At 65.7% G+C, this 21,354-nt stretch carries 19 protein-coding genes; 9 read left to right on the forward strand and 10 right to left on the reverse strand.

The window, feature by feature from the left end; all coding sequences use genetic code 11:
- Together HF203_RS15370 and uvrD are read right to left on the reverse strand one after the other, a co-directional pair.
- On the reverse strand, positions 1 to 258 hold a 258-nt coding region (locus HF203_RS15370), incomplete at its 3' end, for a transposase family protein (protein ID WP_168670972.1).
- A 481-nt stretch (positions 259 to 739) separates the two neighbouring features.
- Complete coding sequence (uvrD, locus tag HF203_RS15375; protein WP_168670973.1) at positions 740 to 2,932, reverse strand: DNA helicase II; 2,193 nt, start codon at positions 2,930 to 2,932, stop codon at positions 740 to 742.
- Between the two features lie 493 nt (positions 2,933 to 3,425).
- Here uvrD and hemE point away from each other — a divergent pair, with 493 nt between their 5' ends.
- Positions 3,426 to 4,490 carry a uroporphyrinogen decarboxylase gene (gene hemE / locus HF203_RS15380; RefSeq protein WP_168670974.1) on the forward strand — a complete coding sequence of 355 codons (1,065 nt, stop codon included), beginning with the start codon at positions 3,426 to 3,428 and terminating at the stop codon, positions 4,488 to 4,490.
- Between the two features lie 107 nt (positions 4,491 to 4,597).
- On the opposite strand, the gene HF203_RS15385 is transcribed toward hemE, so the two are convergent.
- The 7 genes from HF203_RS15385 to glgC all read right to left on the reverse strand — a co-directional run bounded on the left by HF203_RS15385 (position 4,598) and on the right by glgC (position 11,237).
- Complete coding sequence (locus HF203_RS15385; protein ID WP_168670975.1) at positions 4,598 to 6,007, reverse strand: FAD-dependent oxidoreductase; 1,410 nt, start codon at positions 6,005 to 6,007, stop codon at positions 4,598 to 4,600.
- 502 nt (positions 6,008 to 6,509) lie between these two features.
- The gene (locus HF203_RS15390; RefSeq protein ID WP_062274896.1) at positions 6,510 to 7,319 is read right to left on the reverse strand and encodes an ABC transporter permease; all 810 of its coding nucleotides are present in this window, start codon (positions 7,317 to 7,319) and stop codon (positions 6,510 to 6,512) included.
- Positions 7,316 to 7,933 carry an ABC transporter ATP-binding protein gene (locus HF203_RS15395; RefSeq protein WP_168670976.1) on the reverse strand — a complete coding sequence of 206 codons (618 nt, stop codon included), beginning with the start codon at positions 7,931 to 7,933 and terminating at the stop codon, positions 7,316 to 7,318. Before HF203_RS15395 ends, HF203_RS15390 begins: the two co-directional genes overlap by 4 nt.
- On the reverse strand, positions 7,933 to 8,625 hold the full coding sequence (gene trmB, locus HF203_RS15400) for a tRNA (guanosine(46)-N7)-methyltransferase TrmB (protein WP_123139116.1): 693 nt from the start codon (positions 8,623 to 8,625) through the stop codon (positions 7,933 to 7,935). Before trmB ends, HF203_RS15395 begins: the two co-directional genes overlap by 1 nt.
- A gap of 208 nt (positions 8,626 to 8,833) precedes the next feature.
- Positions 8,834 to 9,631 carry a thiazole synthase gene (locus HF203_RS15405; RefSeq protein WP_168670977.1) on the reverse strand — a complete coding sequence of 266 codons (798 nt, stop codon included), beginning with the start codon at positions 9,629 to 9,631 and terminating at the stop codon, positions 8,834 to 8,836.
- 119 nt (positions 9,632 to 9,750) lie between these two features.
- On the reverse strand, positions 9,751 to 9,951 hold the full coding sequence (gene thiS / locus HF203_RS15410; RefSeq protein ID WP_168670978.1) for a sulfur carrier protein ThiS: 201 nt from the start codon (positions 9,949 to 9,951) through the stop codon (positions 9,751 to 9,753).
- Positions 9,952 to 9,965: 14 nt separating this feature from the next.
- Positions 9,966 to 11,237, reverse strand: coding sequence for a glucose-1-phosphate adenylyltransferase (glgC, locus tag HF203_RS15415; RefSeq protein ID WP_168670979.1), 1,272 nt, complete (start codon positions 11,235 to 11,237; stop codon positions 9,966 to 9,968).
- A 236-nt stretch (positions 11,238 to 11,473) separates the two neighbouring features.
- Between glgC and glgB the strand changes: the two genes are divergently transcribed.
- The 8 genes from glgB to HF203_RS15455 all read left to right on the forward strand — a co-directional run bounded on the left by glgB (position 11,474) and on the right by HF203_RS15455 (position 21,003).
- On the forward strand, positions 11,474 to 13,732 hold the full coding sequence (glgB, locus tag HF203_RS15420) for a 1,4-alpha-glucan branching protein GlgB (protein ID WP_168670980.1): 2,259 nt from the start codon (positions 11,474 to 11,476) through the stop codon (positions 13,730 to 13,732).
- Positions 13,733 to 13,822: 90 nt separating this feature from the next.
- Positions 13,823 to 14,197, forward strand: coding sequence for a DUF2288 family protein (locus tag HF203_RS15425; protein ID WP_168670981.1), 375 nt, complete (start codon positions 13,823 to 13,825; stop codon positions 14,195 to 14,197).
- A complete protein-coding gene (locus HF203_RS15430) occupies positions 14,158 to 14,613 on the forward strand; it encodes a YaiI/YqxD family protein (RefSeq protein ID WP_168670982.1) in 456 nt (151 codons plus the stop codon). Before HF203_RS15425 ends, HF203_RS15430 begins: the two co-directional genes overlap by 40 nt.
- Positions 14,570 to 15,463, forward strand: a complete 894-nt coding sequence (locus HF203_RS15435) for a helix-turn-helix transcriptional regulator (RefSeq protein WP_168670983.1) — start codon at positions 14,570 to 14,572, stop codon at positions 15,461 to 15,463. Before HF203_RS15430 ends, HF203_RS15435 begins: the two co-directional genes overlap by 44 nt.
- 84 nt (positions 15,464 to 15,547) lie before the next feature.
- A complete protein-coding gene (locus tag HF203_RS15440; protein WP_168670984.1) occupies positions 15,548 to 16,186 on the forward strand; it encodes a class I SAM-dependent methyltransferase in 639 nt (212 codons plus the stop codon).
- Positions 16,187 to 16,480: 294 nt separating this feature from the next.
- The gene (locus HF203_RS15445) at positions 16,481 to 17,053 is read left to right on the forward strand and encodes an NnrU family protein (RefSeq protein WP_168670985.1); all 573 of its coding nucleotides are present in this window, start codon (positions 16,481 to 16,483) and stop codon (positions 17,051 to 17,053) included.
- Positions 17,054 to 17,067: 14 nt separating this feature from the next.
- Positions 17,068 to 17,544, forward strand: a complete 477-nt coding sequence (locus tag HF203_RS15450) for a molybdenum cofactor biosynthesis protein MoaE (protein ID WP_168670986.1) — start codon at positions 17,068 to 17,070, stop codon at positions 17,542 to 17,544.
- A 210-nt stretch (positions 17,545 to 17,754) separates the two neighbouring features.
- Positions 17,755 to 21,003, forward strand: coding sequence for a sensor domain-containing protein (locus HF203_RS15455; protein ID WP_168670987.1), 3,249 nt, complete (start codon positions 17,755 to 17,757; stop codon positions 21,001 to 21,003).
- Here HF203_RS15455 and HF203_RS15460 read toward each other — a convergent pair.
- A complete protein-coding gene (locus HF203_RS15460; protein ID WP_168670988.1) occupies positions 20,980 to 21,354 on the reverse strand; it encodes a Na+/H+ antiporter subunit G in 375 nt (124 codons plus the stop codon). The two genes, HF203_RS15455 and HF203_RS15460, sit on opposite strands and share 24 nt — an antisense overlap.

Here is a 21,354-nt window from a genome sequence, read left to right on the forward strand (position 1 = left end):
CTCCAGCAGCCCGAACACGCGCCCGAAGGTATCGTGCGAGGGGATGCCGTTGGGCAGCTCCAGGAACTGCTCCAGCCACTCCTGCTTGGCCTCGCCGAACCAAGCGATCTCCGTCCAGCTATCGGCCCCGCACAGCGTCCCGGCAACAGCGATCGCCACCATGTCGCTCAGCAGATGCCGACGCTTGGTCGGACAGCGTGGGTCCTCGAGGATCGAGAAATGGGCGACCAGGGAGCGATCGATCGGTGTCTCGGACATCGGCGGCGGGCCTCCGGCTGCAGGGATCAGAAGGCCTGAGTGTCGCTGATCGATGCGGCCTGTATCCAACAGCATTTGCTAATACTTTGATGCGATAGCCCTGTCCTCCCGGACAAAACATCGACCATGACCAATCGACCCGAACCTCTACGGCTCAACCGTGATCCCTGTCATCCCCCTGCCAAGACTCCATGGCGGCCTCGCCCAATAGTTGACAGGTCAATAGGCTGGGGTCATCGCCATGGTTACCGCACATGGGGCAAGACTGAATACGAACCTGTCATGAGTCCTTTGCGGGATGAACCAAGCAGAAGTATCCATGTATCGACGGCATGTCCGACATCACACGCAAGGCTCGATGAAGACATGCTTGATGCAGCCAATTATTCATCGACTGATCGCTGATGACTGATTCGGTCATTACCAGTGACGCGAGGGATTGCGTAGGAACGCCCCCTACATCCGATCTAAATACCACGCGCTACACTGGCTCGAGCTTGGCATAAGCGAGTACCAGCCACTTGATCCCGGCCTCGCCCTGAAACTTGACCTGGATGCGCGCCTGGGCCCCCCGTCCTTCACCGTCGAGCACCACACCCTCGCCGAACTTGACATGCCGGACCCGCTGCCCCGCCTCGAAGCCCCCACCGCCACGGGTGGCGGTGGGACGTTTCGGGGCGGACACTGGTGACAGTGTCGTCCTGAACGCAGGTGTCGATTTAGGAGCACTGCGTGCACGCACATCCTCGATCAAGCGGTCCGGGATCTCGCGCAGAAAGCGCGAGGGTGGCGGCAGGTCCTGGCGCCCATAGAGCCGGCGGCTCTCGGCATGGGTGACATAGAGTTCGGCCATCGCCCGGGTCATGCCGACATAGCAAAGCCTACGCTCCTCCTCGAGGCGATCGGGGTCATCGGCCGACATGGCATGCGGAAACAGCCCCTCCTCGAGCCCGACCAGGAAGACCACCGGGAACTCCAACCCCTTGGCGCTGTGCAGCGTCATCAGCTGCACCGCATCGGTATCGGCATCGGCCTGGGTCTCTCCGGCCTCGAGCGCAGCATGGGCGAGGAAGGCGCCGAGCACCTCGGTATCCGGGGCCTCGAGTTCGTGGGCGAAGCGCGAGGCGGTCTCGATCAACTGCTGCAGGTTCTCGATCCGGTCCTGTCCCTTACCGTCTTTCTGCTTCTCGTAGTGCGCCGGCAGCCCCGTCTCGTCGATCAGCGCCGCCGCCAGATCGGGCAACAGCTGTGTGGTGCTGCGCACACGCTGTTGCTCGATGAATCCCATGAAGGCCCGCAACGCATTCGCCGCCCGACCACCGAGGCCCTGCTCCGCGATCAATTGCGCACCGGCACGCCACAGCGACAACCTTTGCCCCCGGGCATGCTCACGCAGCTGATCGAGGGTACGTACCCCGATACCACGGGAGGGGGTGTTGACCACGCGCTCAAAGGCTGCGTCATCGTCTGGATTGGCGACCAGGCGCAGATAGGCAAGCGCATCGCGAATCTCGGCGCGTTCGAAGAAGCGCTGCCCGCCATAGACCCGATAGGGAATGGCCGCACGCATCAGCGCCTCCTCGAAGAGGCGGGATTGAGCCGTGGTGCGATAGAGGATGGCACACTGGTCGTAACGTCGTCCCGACGCCTCGGCATGACGACGGATACGCTCGACGACGAAACGCGCCTCATCGACCTCATTGAATGCCGCATAGCGACGAATCGGTGTTCCCGCCGCGCCTTCGGTCCAGAGTTCTTTGCCCAGGCGCGAGGGGTTATTAGCGATTAGCGCATTAGCAGCGGCGAGGATGGTGGCGGTGGAGCGATAGTTCTGTTCCAACCGGATCACCCGGGTCTCGGGATAGTCGCGCTGGAACGAGCGGATGTTCTCGACCCGTGCACCACGCCAACCATAGATCGACTGGTCGTCATCACCGACCGCGAACAACTTGTCCTCGTCACCGGTGAGCAACCGGAGCCAGGCGTATTGAATGGCATTGGTGTCTTGGAATTCATCGACCAGGATGTGACGAAAACGGCGCTGATAGTGTTCACGCAGATCGGCGCGATCACGTAACAGCTCATGGGTGTACAGCAGTAGGTCGGCGAAATCGAGCAATCCTCCACGTTGACGCAATTGCTCGTATTCACGATAGAGGGTGACCATTCGTTCACCGAAGAAGTCACCGGAAAAGTCGAGGTGTGCCGGCCTCAGCCCCTCATCCTTGTGTTTATTGATGAAGGACTGGACCTGTCGAGGCGACCAGCGCGTCTCATCGAGCCCCAGGTCCTTGACGATACGCTTGATCATCCGCAGCTGATCGTCGCTGTCGAGGATTTGGAAGTGTTGCGGCAGCCCGGCCTCCTGCCAATGCGCGCGCAGGAAACGATGGGCCAGACCGTGGAAGGTCCCGACCCACATCCCCCCGACCGGTTGCGCGAACATGGTCTCGATACGTCCGCGCATCTCGCGGGCCGCCTTGTTGGTGAAGGTCACCGCAAGAATCCCCCAGGGAGGCACCTGCTCGACCTCGAGCAACCAGGCGATACGATGGACGAGGACGCGGGTCTTACCGGAACCGGCACCGGCAAGGATCAGGAGGTTCCCAGGTGAGGCCGAGACGGCCTCGCGTTGGGCGGTGTTGAGCGAGTCGAGGAGGGCTGAAGCATTCATCGGGGGATTCTACCGCAGCCCGAGGGGGGCGGAAGGCGTGGATTCGTCAGCGATTTTACGCCCACGGAGTAAGGGATCTTCGGGTATGCTGAAGCCGTCCAGCGCGGCGGCGGCGGTTCGTACTAATCAAAATAATATATATATATTTAAAGTCTGTAGTAATAATTAATCCCTGTGGATATCCGGATAAGTCTGAAAATCCCTTTTACCTCAATGCCTTGGAAGACTTCTCCTGGTGGATGAAGCAGGAGATATCCTGTGGATAACCTGTGTCTGAAAATCCCTCGAAAGTTGTTCAGCTCTTTGCTCACAGGGTTATCCACAGGGTTGCTAACAGGTTATTAAGAAGGTCTTTTTTATCAATGCCTTACGTTGTTGGCGGCGGTGTTTTCCTGGGTTCTGGGTGGTTGGGCTTCTCCGCCGGGCGTCCCGTAGTAGAATGACCCTGCGAAACCTGCGTTCTTAACACATCAAACTGCCCGGGCACTGCTTCATGACCGAACTGAAGAATGACACCTTCCTGCGCGCCCTGATGCGCGAACCTGTTGATTACACGCCGGTTTGGATGATGCGCCAGGCTGGTCGCTATCTCCCAGAGTACCGTGCCACCCGCGCCAAGGCGGGCAGTTTCATGGACCTGTGCAGGAACCCGGAGCTTGCCTGCGAGGTCACCCTCCAGCCGCTCGAGCGCTTCCCGTTGGATGCGGCGATCCTGTTCTCCGACATCCTCACCGTGCCCGATGCCATGGGGCTGGGGCTCTATTTCGCCGAAGGCGAAGGCCCACACTTCGAGCGGCCGGTGCGCACCGAGGCCGATATCGATCGTCTGCCGATCCCCGATCCCGAGGGTGAGCTGAAGTACGTGATGGATGCGGTGTCGGTGATCCGTCGTGAACTCGACGGTCGCGTGCCGCTGATCGGCTTCTCCGGTAGCCCCTGGACCCTGGCCACCTACATGGTCGAGGGCGGCAGCGCCAAGAACTTCTCCCACACCAAGGCGATGATGTTCGACCGTCCCGACCTGCTGCACCGCCTGCTGACCAAGGTCGCCGACTCGGTGACCTCCTACCTCAACGCCCAGATCGCTCGTGGCGCCCAGGCGGCGATGATCTTCGACACCTGGGGCGGTGCCCTGGCCCCGGCCCACTATCGTGAGTTCTCGCTGGCCTACATGAAACGGGTGATCGATGGCCTGACCCGCGAGGCCGATGGACGTCGTGTCCCGGTGATCCTGTTCACCAAGAACGGCGGGCAGTGGCTCGCCGACATGGCCGATACCGGCTGCGACGCGCTCGGTGTCGACTGGACCACCGATCTGGCCGACGCGCGTCGGATGGTCGAGGACCGCGTTGCCCTCCAGGGCAACCTTGATCCCTGCACCCTCTACGCCTCGCCCGAGCGTGTCCGCGAGGAGGTTGCACGGGTGCTGGCGAGCTATGGCAAGGGCCACGGCCACGTCTTCAACCTCGGTCACGGCATCACCCCGGACGTCAATCCCGACTGTGCCGCGGCCATGGTCGAGGCGGTGCACGAGTTGAGCCGTCCCTACCACGCCTGAGCCGGTGTCGCCTCGCCTGCCGGCGAGGGCGTCAGCCGCCTGAAATGAAACGGGCCCGGCCACGTTCCTGAGTGGTCGGGCCCGTCTCGTCGTCAGTGATGGTCGAATCAGACCGCGGTGGCCAGTGCCTCAGCGCTCGGATCACCGTGGTCGCGGGTGTCCTCGTGTCCCATCAGCAGCTCTTGCTCGAAGGCGTGCTCATCGATACGGGCGCCGAGATACTCGGCGATGGCGCGCATGTCGCCTTCGCCTGCGCCGAGGCAGCTGGTGCCGCCAGGTGACGGCGTCATGTTGAAGATGATGCCGCCGCCGTCGCTGATCTTGGCCTCGCCCATGCGCAGCTTGCGCGCGCGCTTGTCGATGAGCTGCGGGCGGATCCCGCCGAAGCCCTCGGCATAGCTGATCTCCGAGGCCTGGAGCGCGGGGACGATCTTGCGGATCTCGCGCACGAACAGCTGACGGTTGAGCCAGGGCACCTCGTAGAGGAAGTTGCGCAGCACATAGTTGCGGATGTCGGGCACCTTCATCAGATCCCACACGACAGCCGCTACATCGCGGTCGAAGCGCTGTACCTTGAAGAACTCGCGGATGCTCGCGCGGTTGTAGCGCTCGAGCATCGGCAGCATCAACGCGGTGGGGCCGAAGCGGGTCTTGCCGCGCTCTTTGACGTCGTGATCACCATGCACTGCGGCGAAGGGCAGGTTGGGATTCTGCACGGTGTAGACCTTGCCATTGAGCGCCTCGGGGGCGAAGTAGAAGGACCCGGCCACCGGCAGGCAGGAGTACTCCAGCCCCAGCCCCATCTCCTGGGCCATCAGCAGCGAGTGCCCCCCGGCGCAGACCACCACCGCGCGCGCCTGCAGCAGGCCGCGGTTGGTGCGCAGCACATAGTCCCCGCCCTCCTTGCGAATCGACTCGACCTTGGTCGAGAGCAGCTGGGTGATCTGCTTGCCGCTGGTACGGTCGAGACGTGCGCAGGCGTCGGAGAAGGACTGGGCCAGCGCCTGGAAATCGACCGCGCAGTACTCGTCTGCGGTCCCCGTGGCGACGATCTCCTCGTCGCGCCAGCGCCCGTCGATCCGTGCCACATTAGGTTCGAGCTCGGCAATCGCCTCACGCTCGAGCAGCTCCATGCGCGGGAAGAGGTCCTTGAACCGGGCATGGCGCTCGCGGATGTAGCGACATTCCTCGGCGCCGACCCCGAGCACCATCTTGGGCATGCGCTGGATGATGCGGTCGCGCTCCTCGGGCGGCAGCTTGGTAGCGTAGTTGATCACCATGTAGGCGGTACGCTTGACCGAACGCGCCTTCTCCAGGGTGTAGTTGGTCTCGATATCGCCGCAGTGGATGGTCTGACTGTTGCTGTGGGCGTGTGAGTTGACCGTGGCGACGTCGTCGTACTTCTCTACTAGGCACAGTCGGCCGAGATCGGTGAACTTGGCCAGTTCGTAGAGCAGGGCGGTGCCGGTGACGCCGGCACCGACGATGAGTACGTCGTAGTGGGTCGATGGATTCATGCGCATGGTCCTCCGCAACGGCGTTGCCGGCTCTTGGCGCAAGGCCCTTGGGGTCGGGGCCTTGTGCGTGGCGCAGGGATGCACCGGTCGTTGTGACGACACGGGTAGTGGTCACGGGGTCCGGGAGCAGGGCCGCAAGGGTGTGGCCCCGAGCCGACGGCTGTCGCCGTCTGTGATCCCTGTCGAGAAGGGGCGTCGGAGTGGATCCGACGCGGTATGGGATCACCCTAGCGGATGCGCGGCCGTGAGAGAACGCAGTAGGACGGATTTATATTATTGATATTTTAAATGAATTTATTGGTTGCATTGATTAAAACAAATACCAAGCAACCTTGTCTGGAATCTGAGTTTTTCTCGTTTTTTATCTTTAAAAACAATACTATATTTGATTTTTTTTCGATTCGTTTTAGAGTGGCTTTCAGGATGATTAGGGGAGGGTCGAGCCATCACCGAGTCGAGATCGGCGGTGTGATAAAACACGATTTGTGCGTCGGTTCCTCCCTCAGCCCCCTCTCGGTCGTGCCTTCAGCCGATCCAGACGCAGTCGCTGGCGGTCGTCGAACAGCCGTCGCGAACCCGCCCAGACCGCGAAGATCGACCCCAGTCCGGTGCCGCCGGCGATCAGGAACATGATCAGGATCTGATACCTGGCCGCCTCCAGCGGCGGGCTGCCGGCCAGCACCTGACCGGTCATCATCCCCGGCAGGCTGACCAGCCCGGCGCTGGCCATGGAGTTGATGATCGGGATCAGCCCGGAGCGGATTGCCTCGCGCCGCACCTCACCGATCGCCTCGCCCCAGTCGGCGCCGGCGAGCAGCCGCGCCTCGATCCGCGCGCGCGCCTCCCAGGCGTGGCGGGTGAGGTTGTCGAGGGCGATGGCGATGCCGTTCATGGTGTTGCCGAGCAGCATGCCGAGCAGCGGGATCAGGTACTGCGGCTGGTACCAGGGGTCGACCCCGATCACCAGGGTGAGGGCGAGGAAGGTCACCCCGAACGAGGACAGGAACATCGACACCGCGCCGATGCCGTAGCCCCAGGGGCCGCGATAGCGGCGTCGCTGACGCTGCATCACCTCCCAGCCGGCCACCGCGAGCATCACCAGCGCCACCGGGGCGATCAGCGACAGGCTCGACTGGGCGAACAGCACCTTGAGCACCAGCCCGATCAGACTGAGCTGGATGGCGCTGCGCAGCGCGGCGACGAGCACGCGCCGCTCCACCCCCAGGCGCAGTCGCCAGGAGACCCAGGCGAGCAGCAGGATCAGCACCGCAGCGAGCGAGAGATCGAGTGGCGTGAGCGAGATCAGCGTCATGACGGGTCGATGTCCTCGGGTTCGAGCCGGCCGTCGCGGATGCTCAGCCGGCGATCGCCGAGGCGGCGCCGTTGCGCCGGGTCGTGGCTGACCCAAAGCACCGGTGTGTGGTGGGCGGCGCGGTAGTCCTCGATCAGCCCCTCGACCCGGGCGCAGTTCTGCGGGTCGAGGTTGGCGGTGGCCTCGTCGAGCAGCAGCGCCCGTGGCGACTGGGCGAGCAGGCGCAGCAACGCGAGGCGCTGGCGCTCGCCGGTGGAGAGCCGGGCGACCGACCAGTCGAGCACCTCGGGGCCGAAGCCGAGCGCGCTCAGCCACTCATCGAGCGGCGGGTGTGCGGCGGGCAGGTGCTCACCCACCGACTCGCCCCACCAGGCCGACTCGGCCGGCAGCAGCCCGACGCGGCGACGCCACAGCGGGGCGGGCAGGCGCGAGCGCGGCGCGTCGTCGAGCCAGACCTCACCCCGGTGCGGGTCGAGGTCGGCGATGGCGCGCAGCAGCAGGCTCTTGCCGCAGCCCGATGGGCCCGACAGGAACACCCGCTCGCCGGTGCCGACGGCCAGGTCGATGGGACCGAACAGGGCGTTGCCGAGTCCCTGGACCCTGAGCCCGTCCATCAGCAGCGGCGGAAGACGAGATCGTGGACCACGTGACCGAGGCGCTCGCCGCGCTGCTCGAACTTGGTCAGCGGACGGCTCTCGGGGCGTGGGGTGTAGTGACCGGCGCCGGCGGTGTTGGCGAAGCCCGTGGCCGCCTCCAGGGTCTCGAGCATCTGCTCGGCATAGGGCTCCCAGTCGGTGGCGGCGTGGAAGTGACCGCCGGGACGGATGGCGCGTTCGAGCAGCGCGATCATCCCGGGGTTGAGGATGCGGCGCTTGTGATGACGCTTCTTCGGCCAGGGGTCGGGGAAGAACAGCTGCACCCGGTCGAGCGCGCCAGGGGCGATGCCGTGGGTGAGCAGTTCGACGGCGTCCTGACGCATCACCCGCAGGTTGTCGATACCGAGCCGCTCGATCTCGAGCAGCAGGTGCCCGACCCCGGGACGATGGACCTCGACCCCGAGCCAGTTGCGCCCCGGGTCGTCGGCGGCCATCCGCGCCAGCGACTCACCGTTGCCGAAGCCGATCTCGAGGGTCACCGGCTGATCGTTGCCGAACAGCGCGCCGAGGTCGAGCGGCGCCGGCGCCTGCCAGTCGACGCCGAAGCGGGGCCAGAGCTCGGCGAAGGCGCGCTCCTGACCGGGGGTGAGTCGGCCCTCGCGCAGCACGAAGCTGCGCACCTGACGATGACGGGGATCTGTTGGTTGCACGGATGGATTCTCGACGCTTGATGACTGATGACCGGATGGATCGTGGCGGGGGCGATCCCTGGGCGGGGGCTGCGTCCTGGCGGTTCGAGGCGCTGGCGCTGCGCTCCGCTGCACGATCGGGATGCGCAGGATATCAAGAGCGGGCGGTCGGTGGGGCAGCGCGCCCGAGCGGACGCGCTGGCGACGGGCCGAGGCCCGTCGGCGGGGATCAGAAGAACAGCCCCTCGATCGGCGAGGAGGCCGAGGCGAAGCGCTTGGCGGGCATGCGCCCGGCGAGATAGGCCTCGCGGCCGGCCTCGATGCCCTTGCGCATGGCGCTGGCCATCAACAGCGGATCCTTGGCCGCGGCGATGGCGGTGTTCATCAACACGCCGTCGCAGCCGAGTTCCATCGCCACGGCGGCGTCGGAGGCGGTGCCCACGCCGGCGTCGACCAGTACCGGCACCTTGGCGTTCTCGACGATGGTGCGGATGTTGAGCGGGTTGCGGATGCCCAGGCCCGAGCCGATCGGCGCGGCCAGCGGCATCACCGCACAGCAGCCGATGGCCTCCAGCTCGCGGGCGACGATGGGGTCGTCGTTGGTGTAGACCATCACATCGAAGCCGTCGGCGACGAGGATCTCGGCGGCCTTGAGGGTGGCGATGACATCGGGGAACAGGGTCTGCTGGTCGCCGAGCACCTCGAGCTTGACCAGCTTGTGGCCGTCGAGCAGTTCGCGCGCCAGGCGGCAGGTGCGCACCGCGGTATCGACATCGAAGCAGCCGGCGGTGTTGGGGAGGATGGTGTAGCGCTCCGGGGGCAGTACGTCGAGGATGTTGGGCTCATCGGCGTTCTGGCCGAGGTTGGTGCGACGCACGGCGACCGTGACGATCTCGGCGCCGCTGGCGTCGATGGCGCGCGCGGTCTCGTCCATGTCCTGGTACTTACCGGTGCCGACGAGCAGGCGGGAGTTGTATTCCTTGCCGGCGATGACGAGTCGATCTGAGTTCTGGGTCGCTGTGGTCATGGGGGTCCGTGTCGAAACGTGAAGTGGAAAACGAGCCAGCATGCGGCCGGGGGCGGGCCATTTCAAAGGGGCCGCAGCTATGGGGCGGGGAGTGCCGGGCCAGGCCCGGCGAGGTCGGGTCAACCGCCGCCGACGGCGTGGATGATCTCCACCCGGTCGTCGGCGGCGAGGCGGTGCTCGGCGAAGCGGCTGCGCGGCACCAGCTCGGCGTTGACCTCGACGGCGAGGCGTTTGCCGGTGAGCGCGAGCTGCTCGAGCAGCTCGGCCATGGTGATGGCCTCGGCGACCTCGGTGCGGTCGCCGTTGATCTCGATCTGCATGTGCTCAGTGCTCCTCATCGCACGTGGTTGGCGTTCTGCCCGAGCATCTCAGGGGTCACCAGGGTGATGCCACTATCGGTGACCTGGTAGCCGGCGCGACGGTCGGCCTCGGGGTCGAGTCCGATCACGGTGCCCTCCCCGAGCTGGCAGTAGCGCTCGATGATGGCGTTGCGGATGGTGCAGTTGCGACCGATGTCGACGTCGGGCAGCACCACTGAGTCCTCGACATAGGCGAAGGAGTTCACTCGTACGTTGGAGAACAGCAGCGAGTGACGTACCTTGGCCCCGGAGATGATGCAACCGCCCGAGACCATGGAATCGACCGCCATACCGCGTCGGTCCTCGTCGTCGAAGACGAACTTGGCCGGCGGCAATTGTTCCTGATAGGTCCAGATCGGCCAACCCTTGTCGTAGAGGTTGAGCGGGGGGGTGACGCCGATCAGCTCGAGGTTGGCGGCCCAGAAGGCGTCGAGGGTACCGACATCACGCCAGTAGGCCTGCTCGCCGCTGACCGGATCGCGGAAGGTGTAGGCCATCACCCGGTACTGCTTGATCACCGAGGGGATGATGTCCTTGCCGAAGTCGCGGCTCGAGCCACGGGTGTCGGCATCCTTCTGCAACTGCTCGAAGAGGAAGTCGCGGTTGAAGACATAGATCCCCATCGAGGCGAAGCAGCGTCCGGGAGCTCCGGGGATTGGCTTGGGGCTGTCGGGCTTTTCCTCGAAGCCCCGCACCCGATGGCCGGCATCGACCTCCATCACCCCGAACTCGCGGGCGCGCTCGGTGTCGACCTCGAGACAACCGACGGTCATGTCGGCGCCGGACTCGACGTGGAAGGCGATCATTGCGCCATAGTCCATCTTGTAGATGTGGTCACCGGCGAGGATCAGCACATAGTCGGGGTCGTGGTCGCGGATGATGTCGAGGTTCTGGTAGACCGCGTCGGCGGTGCCGGCGTACCAGGAGGTCTCGGTCACGCGTTGTTGTGCCGGCCACAGCTCGACGAATTCGCCGAACTCGCCGCGCAGGAAGCCCCAGCCCTTCTGGATGTGCAGGATCAGTGAGTGCGCCTTGTACTGGGTGAGCACACCGATGCGACGGATCCCCGAATTGATGCAGTTCGACAGCGGGAAGTCGATGATGCGGAACTTGCCGCCGAAGGGCACCGCCGGCTTGGAGCGCCAGGTGGTGAGCTGCTTGAGGCGGGAACCCCGTCCGCCAGCCAGGATCAGCGCCAGGGTGTTGCGGGTGAGACGGCTGATGAAACGGGGGTTGCTGTGGGGCATGGAATCCTCCTGCAATCTGGGGGCAACCGCATGTTAAGCAGTGCCCTTATGATACCATCGAAGTCGATGTTCAGAGCGGATCGAGCCGTGTGCGTCGGACGGGCCGTCGCAAACCTTGCGGGGGTGCTCGGCGACCTATGCGGCGGCGTGCGTTCCCGGTCTCGAGGGGGTGGGCTGATGACAGCAGTCGCGCCGCCGACCTCACTACAGGTAGACAGCGGAGGATGATCAGCGACATGGCAACCGCAACCCCGGCCGTCCGAGCGCTGCCCGATGCCTTGCAGCGTATCGTCGAGGCGCGTCATCACGATCCCTTCAGCGTACTCGGTCGTCATCTCGACGAGGACGGCGCTCTGGTGGTACGCGTCTTCCTGCCCCGTGCCGAGCAGGTGCGATTGGTCGAGGCCGATGCCGCGATGACTCGCATCGAGGGCACCGACCTGTTCGTCTGGCGCGGCACCGCCGATCAGCTCCCCGAGCGTTATCAGCTCGAGTGGGAGGACGCTGCGGGGGTGGTGCATCGCACCCACGACCCCTACTGCTTCCCCGCGCAGCTTGGCGACTTCGATCTGCATCTGTTCGGCGAGGGGCGTCACTGGCACGCCTATCGTTTCCTCGGTGCACACCTCCATCAGATCGACGGTGTCGCCGGGGTGCGCTTTGCGGTATGGGCGCCGAACGCCGCGCGGGTGAGCGTGGTCGGCGACTTCAACGACTGGGACGGGCGTGCCCATCCGATGCGGGTGCGCGGTGGCTCGGGGGTGTGGGAGCTGTTCATCCCCGAACTCGGGCCCGGCGGTCTCTATAAGTACGAGATCCGTGATCGCCACACCAATGTCCTGGTCAAGATCGACCCTTACGCCCAGTCCTTCCAGGAACGCCCGGAGACCGCCGGCTATCTCTGCCCGGAGAGTCGCTATCGCTGGGGGGATGCGGGCTGGATGCGCGACCGTGCCGAGACCAACTGGCAGCAGCGTCCGTTCTCGGTCTACGAGGTGCATCTCGGTTCCTGGCAACGTGATGCCGACGGTGGCTTCCTCAACTATCGCGTGCTGGCCAAGCAGATCGGCGACTATGTCGAGGCGCTCGGTTTCACCCATGTCGAATTGCTGCCGATCACCGAGCATCCGCTCGATGCCTCCTGGGGCTATCAGTGCACCGGCTATTTCGCCCCGACCTCGCGCTTCGGCTCGCCCGACGATTTCCGCTTCTTCGTCGATCACCTGCACCAGCGCGGTATCGGCGTGCTGCTCGACTGGGTGCCGGCGCACTTCCCCAAGGACGCCTACGCCCTGGCGCGCTTCGACGGTACCGCGCTCTATGAGCATGCCGATCCACGCCTCGGCGAGCACAAGGACTGGGGCACGCTGATCTTCAACTTCGGTCGCAACGAGGTGAAGAACTTCCTGCTCTCGAGCGCGCTCTACTGGCTTGAGGAGTTCCACATCGACGGGCTGCGGGTCGATGCCGTGGCCTCGATGCTCTATCTCGACTACTCGCGCGACGCCGGCGAGTGGATCCCCAACAAGTACGGGGGCAACGAGAACCTGGAGGCGGTGGAGTTTCTGCGCGAACTCAACAGCGTCACCCACGAGCGCCATCCCGGCACCCTGATGATCGCCGAGGAGTCCACCGCCTGGCCGGCGGTCTCGCGCCCGACCTATCTCGGCGGGCTCGGTTTCAGCATGAAGTGGAATATGGGCTGGATGCACGACACCCTGTCCTACATGTCCAAGGACCCGATCTATCGCCACTTCCACCACGACCTGCTCACCTTCGGTCTGCTCTACGCCTTCACCGAGAACTTTGTGCTGCCCTTCTCACACGACGAGGTGGTGCACGGCAAGGGCTCGATGATCGACAAGATGCCCGGTGACGGCTGGCAGAAATTCGCCAGTCTGCGCCTGCTCTATACCCTGATGTTCAGCTATCCGGGCAAGAAGTTGCTGTTCCAGGGCTGCGAGTTCGCCCAGGGGCACGAGTGGCGCTTCGACGACGCGCTCGACTGGGAGCTGCTCGAGCGGCCGCAGCATCAGGGTATCAAGCGTCTGGTGAGCGATCTCAACCACTGCTATCGCACGCTGCCGGCGCTCCATCAGCAGGACTTCGTCAGTGAGGGCTTCGAGTGGATCGACTGCCACGACAGCTCGCAGTCGGTGCTGAGCTATCTGCGCAAGGACCGCAACGGCGAGACCCTGGCGGTGGGGGTGTTCAACTTCACCCCGGTGCCGCGCGAGCACTATCGCATCGGTGTCCCCGAGGCCGGCTTCTATCGCGAGCAGATCAACTCCGACGCCGAGGTCTACGGTGGTAGCAATGTTGGCAACCAGGGCGGCATCGCGACCGAGGCGGTGAGCTGGATGGGGCGGCCCCACTCGATCCCGATCGCGTTGCCACCGCTCGGTGGTCTGATCCTGGTGCGCGAGCCGCGCAGCGAGGCCCCGGAGGCGGGCGTGAGCGACGACACCACCGCGACCGCGGCCAGTGCCGCCTGATCCATCCCGGTCCGCAGCAGCGGACCGGTACACTGCAACGACGCTCGCTCGCAGCGACGTCCACACGCCACTCCACGAGGTCGATCCCGCGTGACACAGCAAGACCCCGCCGTCGTCGACGGCACCCCTTCGGAGCAGGACGACGCGCTGCTCCGCGCCAAGCTCAACCAGGAGACGGCCCGCGCGCCCTGGTCGTCGCTGCAGCGCTTCTTCGCCCAGGGCAAGGTGATCCGCGTCGCCGCCGGGCTCGACCTGATCGAGACCGCGCTGCGCATCGCCCGCGACGACACCGCCGCGCTGGGTGCGGCGCTCGAGGCCGGCGAGGTCGCGCCGATCCCGGACGCCGAGGCACGCGATTGGTTCGCGCGCGAGGCCGAGGTCTGGGCGCTGGTGATCGCGCCCTGGGTACTGGTACAGGAGACGGGATGCACATCTGGGTCGATGCCGACGCCTGCCCACGGGTGATCCGCGACATCCTCTACCGCGCCGCCGAGCGCTGTGGGGTGGCGCTCACCCTGGTCGCCAACCAGTCGCTGGACACCCCGCCCTCGCGCTGGATCCGCTCGATCCGGGTCGGCGCCGGGTTCGATCAGGCCGATGCCGAGATCGTGCGCCGGGTCAGCGCCGGTGACCTGGTGATCACCGCCGATATCCCGCTTGCCGCCGAGGCCATCGCCAAGGGCGCCGAGGTGCTCGATCCGCGTGGTGAGCGCTACACCAAGCACAACATCGGCGAGCGGCTGAACATGCGTGACTTCATGGAGACGCTGCGCTCCAGCGGTGTCCAGACCGGTGGGCCGGCGGCGCTCGATGCGCGCGATCGCCAGGCCTTCGCCAATGCCCTCGACACCCTGCTCAGCCGCGCCGCCCGCGCCGGCTGAGGGCGCGGCGAATCGCTTCCAGGCGCGCCGTGCGCGCCGCACCTTCGACTGCCCCGAGCTGTCGCTGCTGATCGCCGATGCCGCACCCGCTGTCGACCCCGAAGCGCCCGTGGCGACGCCGCATCGTCATCCGCAATGGTTGTTGCTGGTGGTGCTCGACGGCGATCAGTGGATGGAGGTCGAGGGGCGGCGCGTGCGTGTCGAGCGTGGTCGCCTGCTGATGCTGCCGCCGGCGCGGCTGCATCGGCCACTGCCACAGCATGGCACGCCGACCCAGTTGGTACTGTTGGTCGAGGACGACTGGCTCGCCGCACTGGCCGGCACCCAGGGGCTCGATCCCGAGGCGTTGCGGGTGGCGCTGCTCCTGCCGATCGAGGGACACGAGGTGCTCGCGGTCGCCGAGCGGCTCGCCCGCGAGCATCTCGGTCGGTTGCCCGGTCGCGAGGCGATGCTGCGCCTGCTCGCCGAGCAGCTGGCGCGTCTCTGTCTGCGCGCGCTGGCCGAGCGCCCGGCCAGCGCACGGACCGCGCGACTGGTCGAACAGGCGGTGGTCTATGTCGAGACCCACCTCGCCGAGCCGCTCTCGCGCGCGCGGATCGCCGCCCATCTCGGGGTCTCATGCGCCACCCTCGACCGGCTTCTGCGGACCCGGCTCGGCTGCAGTCCGCGCGAGCTGATCTATCGTTCGCGTCTGGCTCGGGCCCGCGCCCTGCTGGCGCACACCGAGTGCTCCATCACCGAGGTCGCCGCCGAGTGCGGTTTTGCCTCGCCGTCGCACCTGGCCTCGCGCTTCCGTGTCGCCGAGGGCTGTTCGCCGCGTCGCTATCGGGCGCGATTGCGGCCTGGGTGACGGATGTTGCGTCGGTGATGAAGGTCTGGCAGGACGGTCGTCGGCTAGTCTGGAGGTCGTCTTCATCCACCGGAGATCATCATCATGTCCAACCCCTATCCACGGACCGATTTCGAGCAGGTCGCCGCGACCTGGGACGACAACCCGTTGATCCAGGAACTCGCCCGGGCGGTCCGTCTCGCCCTGGCCGGTCATTGCGCGCCGCGTCCGGGGATGCGGGTGCTCGACTACGGCTGCGGCACCGGTCTGGCGGCGCTCGCGCTTGCCGCCGAGGTCGCCGAGGTTGAGGGCTGGGACAGCAGCCCCGGGATGCTCGCTGAACTCGAGGCCAAGCGGCGGGCCGCCGGGCTCGACAACCTCCGCATCCGCCAGGTCGATCTGGTCGACGAGCCGGCCCCGGCCAGCGACTTCGATCTGATCCACTCGGCGATGGCGCTGCATCACGTGCCCAACGTCGGTGCCATGATCGCGCGCCTTGCCGGCCTTCTGGTCCCGGGCGGAACGCTCTTCCTGGTCGACCTCGATTGCGAGGATGGCAGCTTCCACGCCGATCACGAGGGCGTCTGTCATCACGGCTTCGAGCGTGAGTGGATCGCCGAGACGCTTGCCGCCGCCGGGCTGGAACGGATCCGGGTGGAGACCGCGCACCGCCTGGTCAAGCCCGACGCCGCCGGCGTCGAGCGCCGCTACACGCTGTTCTGCGCCAGCGCGGTGCGGGGCTGAGTTTCAGCTTCCAGCCGCCAGCGGTCAGCTTCCAGCCACCAGCCACCAGCCGCCAGCTTCCAGCCGCCAGTCGTCAGCCGCCAGTCGTCAGCCGCCAGCGATCAGCCGCCAGCGGTCAGTTGTTAGCCACCAGCGGGGAGCTAGCCAACCAACTGTCGAGCATGCGCGCCCACTGGCGGCTGGAAGCTGACCGCTGGTGGCTGACGACTGGTCCCCCGACACACGGGTTTCTCGATCGCCCGACAATCGCATAGGATCTGCATCCGCTTCCGATGCTCGAAGGAGATGTTGTGCATGGCGATCCTGATCCTGGGTCTGGTCCTCTTTCTCGGTGGACACTCGGTGTCCATCTTCGCCCCCGAGTGGCGCGCGCGCACGGTCGCGCGGATCGGTGAGCTGCCGTGGAAGGCGCTCTATGGGCTGTTTGCGCTGTTTGGTCTGGTCGTGCTGGTGTGGGGCTACGGGCTGGCGCGTCAGGCGCCGATTCCGCTCTATGATCCGCCGGCCTGGCTGCGTCATATCAATCTATTGTTGATGCTGCCGGTGTTCACCCTGCTGCTCGCGGCCTATCTGCCGGGGCGCATCCAGCACACCCTCAAGCATCCGATGCTCGTCGCGGTGAAGCTGTGGGCGCTGGCCCACCTGCTGGCCAACGGCACCCTGGCCGATGTGCTGCTGTTCGGCGGCTTTCTCGCCTGGGCGGTGGCCGACCGCATCTCGCTCAAGCGTCGTGCGGCGCCCAGGGTCTATGGCATGCCGGCCTCGCCCGTCAATGATGCCGTCGCCATCGTCGGCGGTCTGGTACTCTATCTTGGATTCATCTTCTGGTTGCATCGGGCGCTGTTGGGTGTGGCCCCGATCGGCTGAGACGGAGGGCGCGGATGCTACGGGTCCGGGTGCAGACCGAACCGCTGGAGCCCCTGACCGAACAGGCCGCGCTGAGCCGTGGTGCCGGTCAGGTCGGCGCGGTGGTGAGCTTCACCGGCTTGATGCGTGAATTCAGTGCCGGGGGTGAGGTCGCGACCATGTTCCTCGAGCACTATCCGGGGATGACCGAGCGCGCGCTCGCGGACCTGGCCGAGCAGGCCATGTGCCGCTGGCCGCTCACCGATCTGGTGCTGGTGCACCGGGTCGGTGAACTCGCCCCTGGCGACCCGATCGTATTCGTCGCGGTGAGCAGCGCCCATCGCGGCGACGCCTTCCGTGCCTGTGAGTTTCTGATCGATGTCCTCAAGGCTCGTGTGCCGCTCTGGAAGCGCGAGTCCAACGCCGAGGGTGAATACTGGGTCGAGGCCCGTGTCAGCGATGTTGCCGCGGCGCGTCGTTGGGACGAGGCCGCCGACTTCGACCGGGATTGATCGATCCCGGGGGCACGGGCGGGTCCATCCGTCTCTCCCAACCTGATCCGCGTCTTCGGATCCCGCTCGCGCGCGTTTCGCATTGGCGTCCCTGGATGGTGGCCATGCCCGTCCTGGTCTCGAGGTCGAGCCCGGGCGGTTGGCGAACCCGTGGTGCAGAGGAGTGATCCGGGACGCATTGAGCGCATCAGCGCGTGCCGGAGCCGAAGAATGCTGCGACAAGACATGGCGCAAGCCGCTATCGACCAGGGTGTCCTCGAGATCTATTGGGCCGATCCCGGTGGGCGTCTGCTCGAGGTCAACGCAGTGCTCGAACGCCGGTCGCGACAGCGGCGCGAGGCCCTGATCGGTCAACCCGTTTGCGCCATCGACACGCGTCTCGATGCCGCGAGCTGGGCGGCCTTGGTCGAACGATTGCACCGGGCCGGGCATGAGCGCCGCGAGGGGCTGTATCGGCGCGGCGCTGACGAGTGTGCCCCGGTCGAGGTCGTGGTGTCGCTGGTCACCGACGCTGGTCAGTCCCTGGTCTGCGCCTTTGCCCAGGAGGTTGGGGCCTGTCGACGGGGCACCAACGCTGCGACCGAGCGCGCGCAACGCTTGAGTTCGCTGATCAATGCCACCCCAGACATCATCTGCTTCAAGGATGGCCAGGGGCGTTGGCTGGAGGCCAACGATGCCGATCTGGAGGTGTTCTCGCTCGGTGCCGTCGATTATCACGGCAAGACGGATGCCGAACTCGCCGCCCTCACCGATGCCTGTTATCGCGATGCCTTCCTCACCTGTCAGGCCTCTGACGAGGCGGCCTGGCGTGCGGGTCGATTGTCGCGCGCCGAGGAGCGGATCACCCGCGCCGATGGCGAGACCAAGGTCTACGACATGATCAAGGTCCCGCTGTTCGAGGATGACGGTCGACGCAAGGGGCTGATCGTACTCGGGCGCGATATCACCGAGCGCGACCGTTACGAGCGGGCGCTGCGCGAGCGCGAGGAGCGCTTTGCCCTGGCGATGCGTGGTAGCGCCGCCGGGGTCTTCGACTGGGATCTGCGTCAACGGCGCCTGTATCTGTCGGCGCGTTGGAAGTCGATGCTGGGGTATGGCGAGGCCGAGCTGCCCGACCGGATCCAGAGCTGGGAGCGGCTGGTCGATGCCGAGGACCGAGTGCGCTGTCGGCGACTGCTGCGCGCCTACATGAGTGGGCGGCGCGACGATTTCAATATCGCGGTGCGGATGCGACATCGGGACGGTCATTGGGTCGATGTCCTGACCCGCGCCTATCTGGTGCGCGACCATCATGGGCGGGTGGTGCGCATGGTCGGCACCCATCTCGATATCTCCGCGCTCAAACGCGCGCAGCGCCAGGCCGAGACCGAACGCAATCGTGCCCGGCAGTATCTCGATATCGCCGGGGTGATGTTCCTCGCACTCGATCTCGACGGGCGCATCCTCTCGGTCAACCCGCGTGGTTGTCGCCTGCTCGGCCGTGACGAGTCGGAGCTGATCGGGCTCGACTGGTTCGCCCAGTTCCTGCCACCGGACGAGCGTGAGCGCCGCTGCCGCTTGTTTCGGCAGATGATCGCGGGGGAGCGTGCCGATGTCGCCTTGACCGATGGGCCGATCCTGGGCGCGCAGGGCGAGGAGCGCCTGATCGCCTGGCATCACAGCTTGGTGCGCGATACCGATGGCGCGGTCATCGGCACCTTGTCCTCCGGTGAAGACGTCACCGAGCGGCGGCGTGCCGAGCGTGCGCTGGTTGAGGAACGCGCCTTCCTGCAGCATGTGATCGACGGTATCGAGGATCCGATCATGGTGATCGGCATCGATCATCAGGTGCTGCGGATGAATCGTGCCGCCCAGCGCGCCGCTGCGCGCGACGACGCCTCCGCCGAGGGGTGGCGCTGTTATCAGCTTGCCCCTCACCCCTGTGCCCCTGAGGCCGCGCAGTGCCCGTTGCGCGACATCCTCGAGACCGGTAAGCCGTGCAAGCTGCTGCGCCACTACCCGCTACCCGATGGCACGACACGCCAGTACGAGGTCGCCGCCAGCCCGTTGTTCGACGACGCCGGTCAGGTGATCGGCATCATCGAGGTCTCACGCGACATCAGTGAGCACTTCGCGCTGCTCGATCGGCTGCGTGAGCGCGAGAACAGCTATGCCCATCTCGCGCATCACGACCCGCTGACCGGTTTACCCAATCGGCTGCTGTTCGCCGATCGGCTCGAACAGGCGATCCGTCTTGCCCATCGTGAGCACACCCGGCTGGCGGTGTTGTTCATCGACCTCGACGGCTTCAAGCACGTCAACGACAGCTTCGATCACAGCTATGGTGATCAGGTGCTCAAGGTGGTGGCGGGGCGACTGCGGGCATTGTTTCGCGAGGGCGACACCCTGGCGCGCATGGGCGGTGACGAATTCACCCTGATCCTCAACGGGATCGCCCACCAAGAGGATGCTGCCCTGGTGGCGCGCGCCATCCTGCAGCTGTTCAAGGACCCCTTCGAGGTCGGTGAGCACACCGTGTTCCTCGGTGCGAGCATCGGCATCAGCCTCTATCCCGAGCACGGCGAGCGCGCCGAGGACCTAGTGCGCAACGCCGATGCGGCGATGTATCGGGCCAAGGACGAGGGTCGTAATGGCTTTCGCTACTACTCCGAGGAACTCACCGCGCGCGCCTTCGAACGGGTGTTGCTGGAGTCGAGCCTGCACCGTGCCCTGGAGCGCGACGAGTTCGAACTCTTCTACCAGCCCCAGCTCGACCTGGTCAGCGGCGAGCTGCGCGGGCTCGAGGCGCTGGTACGCTGGCGTCACCCCGAGATGGGCTTGGTCCCACCCGATAAATTCATCCCCCTGGCCGAGGAGTCGGGGATCATCGTCGCCATGGGGGAGTGGATCCTCGAGCGCGCCTGTACTCAGATGCGATCCTGGCAGCACGCCGGGGTGATCGACGAGGCGGTGCTCATCAGCGTCAACCTCTCGCCCAAGCAGTTCGATCAACACGCCCTCAGCGAGATGGTCGACGGCACCCTTTCACGGACCGGACTGGCCCCCGCTGGGCTCGAGCTGGAGATCACCGAGTCGACGATGATGCGCTCGATCGAGCGCACCGGACACGTCCTCGGCGCCCTGCGTGAACTCGGCGTCAAGGTCGCGATCGACGACTTCGGGACCGGGTATTCCTCGCTGGCCCATCTCAAGCGATTGCCGCTGACCAAGCTCAAGATCGACAAGTCCTTCGTCTCCGACATCCCCGGCGACCTCAACGACGTCGCCATCGCCAAGGCGATCATCGCGCTCGCCAGCAGTCTTTCGCTGGAGGTGCTGGCCGAAGGGGTGGAGACGCGCGAGCAGCAGGACTTCCTCACCCGCGAGGGCTGTCACACCGGTCAGGGATATCTGTTCTCGCGACCGCTCGAGGTCGCGGCGCTCGAGCGCTTTCTGCTAACGCTGCACCGTCTCGTCTGAGGGGGCGTCACGGTTGGCCTGCTGTGGTGCGCTCGCCTCGGCACGCGGCGGCACCACGGCGAGCGAGCGCAGCCGCAGGTGCAGCGCGGCCTTGGCCAGCAGGTGCGCGCTCACCGGCGCGGTGATGAAGAGAAACAGCGTCACCAGCAGCTCGTGCAGGCTCAGCCCCTCGCCACGAGTGCTGAAATAGACCATCGAGGCGATCAACAGACTGCCGACACCAAGCGTGGTGGCCTTGGTCGGGCCGTGCAGCCGGGTGTAGAAGTCCTCGAGCCGTGCCAGTCCGAGCGAGCCGATGAAGGTGAAGAGCGCGCCGAGTAGGATCAGCGCCGAGAGGATGACTTCGAGCAT

It is taken from the genome of Marichromatium bheemlicum, from assembly GCF_012276755.1.
Classification (GTDB): domain Bacteria; phylum Pseudomonadota; class Gammaproteobacteria; order Chromatiales; family Chromatiaceae; genus Marichromatium; species Marichromatium bheemlicum.

Bases quoted from the DNA above. Each gene is read 5' to 3' on its own strand.
- uvrD (WP_168670973.1), bottom strand. From the start codon at position 2,932: ATGAATGCTTCAGCCCTCCTCGACTCGCTCAACACCGCCCAACGCGAG.
- hemE (WP_168670974.1), top strand. From the start codon at position 3,426: ATGACCGAACTGAAGAATGACACCTTCCTGCGCGCCCTGATGCGCGAA.
- HF203_RS15385 (WP_168670975.1), bottom strand. From the start codon at position 6,007: ATGAATCCATCGACCCACTACGACGTACTCATCGTCGGTGCCGGCGTC.
- HF203_RS15390 (WP_062274896.1), bottom strand. From the start codon at position 7,319: ATGACGCTGATCTCGCTCACGCCACTCGATCTCTCGCTCGCTGCGGTG.
- HF203_RS15395 (WP_168670976.1), bottom strand. From the start codon at position 7,933: ATGGACGGGCTCAGGGTCCAGGGACTCGGCAACGCCCTGTTCGGTCCC.
- HF203_RS15405 (WP_168670977.1), bottom strand. From the start codon at position 9,631: ATGACCACAGCGACCCAGAACTCAGATCGACTCGTCATCGCCGGCAAG.
- thiS (WP_168670978.1), bottom strand. From the start codon at position 9,951: ATGCAGATCGAGATCAACGGCGACCGCACCGAGGTCGCCGAGGCCATC.
- glgC (WP_168670979.1), bottom strand. From the start codon at position 11,237: ATGCCCCACAGCAACCCCCGTTTCATCAGCCGTCTCACCCGCAACACC.
- glgB (WP_168670980.1), top strand. From the start codon at position 11,474: ATGGCAACCGCAACCCCGGCCGTCCGAGCGCTGCCCGATGCCTTGCAG.
- HF203_RS15430 (WP_168670982.1), top strand. From the start codon at position 14,158: ATGCACATCTGGGTCGATGCCGACGCCTGCCCACGGGTGATCCGCGAC.
- HF203_RS15435 (WP_168670983.1), top strand. From the start codon at position 14,570: ATGCCCTCGACACCCTGCTCAGCCGCGCCGCCCGCGCCGGCTGAGGGC.
- HF203_RS15440 (WP_168670984.1), top strand. From the start codon at position 15,548: ATGTCCAACCCCTATCCACGGACCGATTTCGAGCAGGTCGCCGCGACC.
- HF203_RS15445 (WP_168670985.1), top strand. From the start codon at position 16,481: ATGGCGATCCTGATCCTGGGTCTGGTCCTCTTTCTCGGTGGACACTCG.
- HF203_RS15450 (WP_168670986.1), top strand. From the start codon at position 17,068: ATGCTACGGGTCCGGGTGCAGACCGAACCGCTGGAGCCCCTGACCGAA.
- HF203_RS15455 (WP_168670987.1), top strand. From the start codon at position 17,755: ATGCTGCGACAAGACATGGCGCAAGCCGCTATCGACCAGGGTGTCCTC.
- HF203_RS15460 (WP_168670988.1), bottom strand. From the start codon at position 21,354: ATGCTCGAAGTCATCCTCTCGGCGCTGATCCTACTCGGCGCGCTCTTC.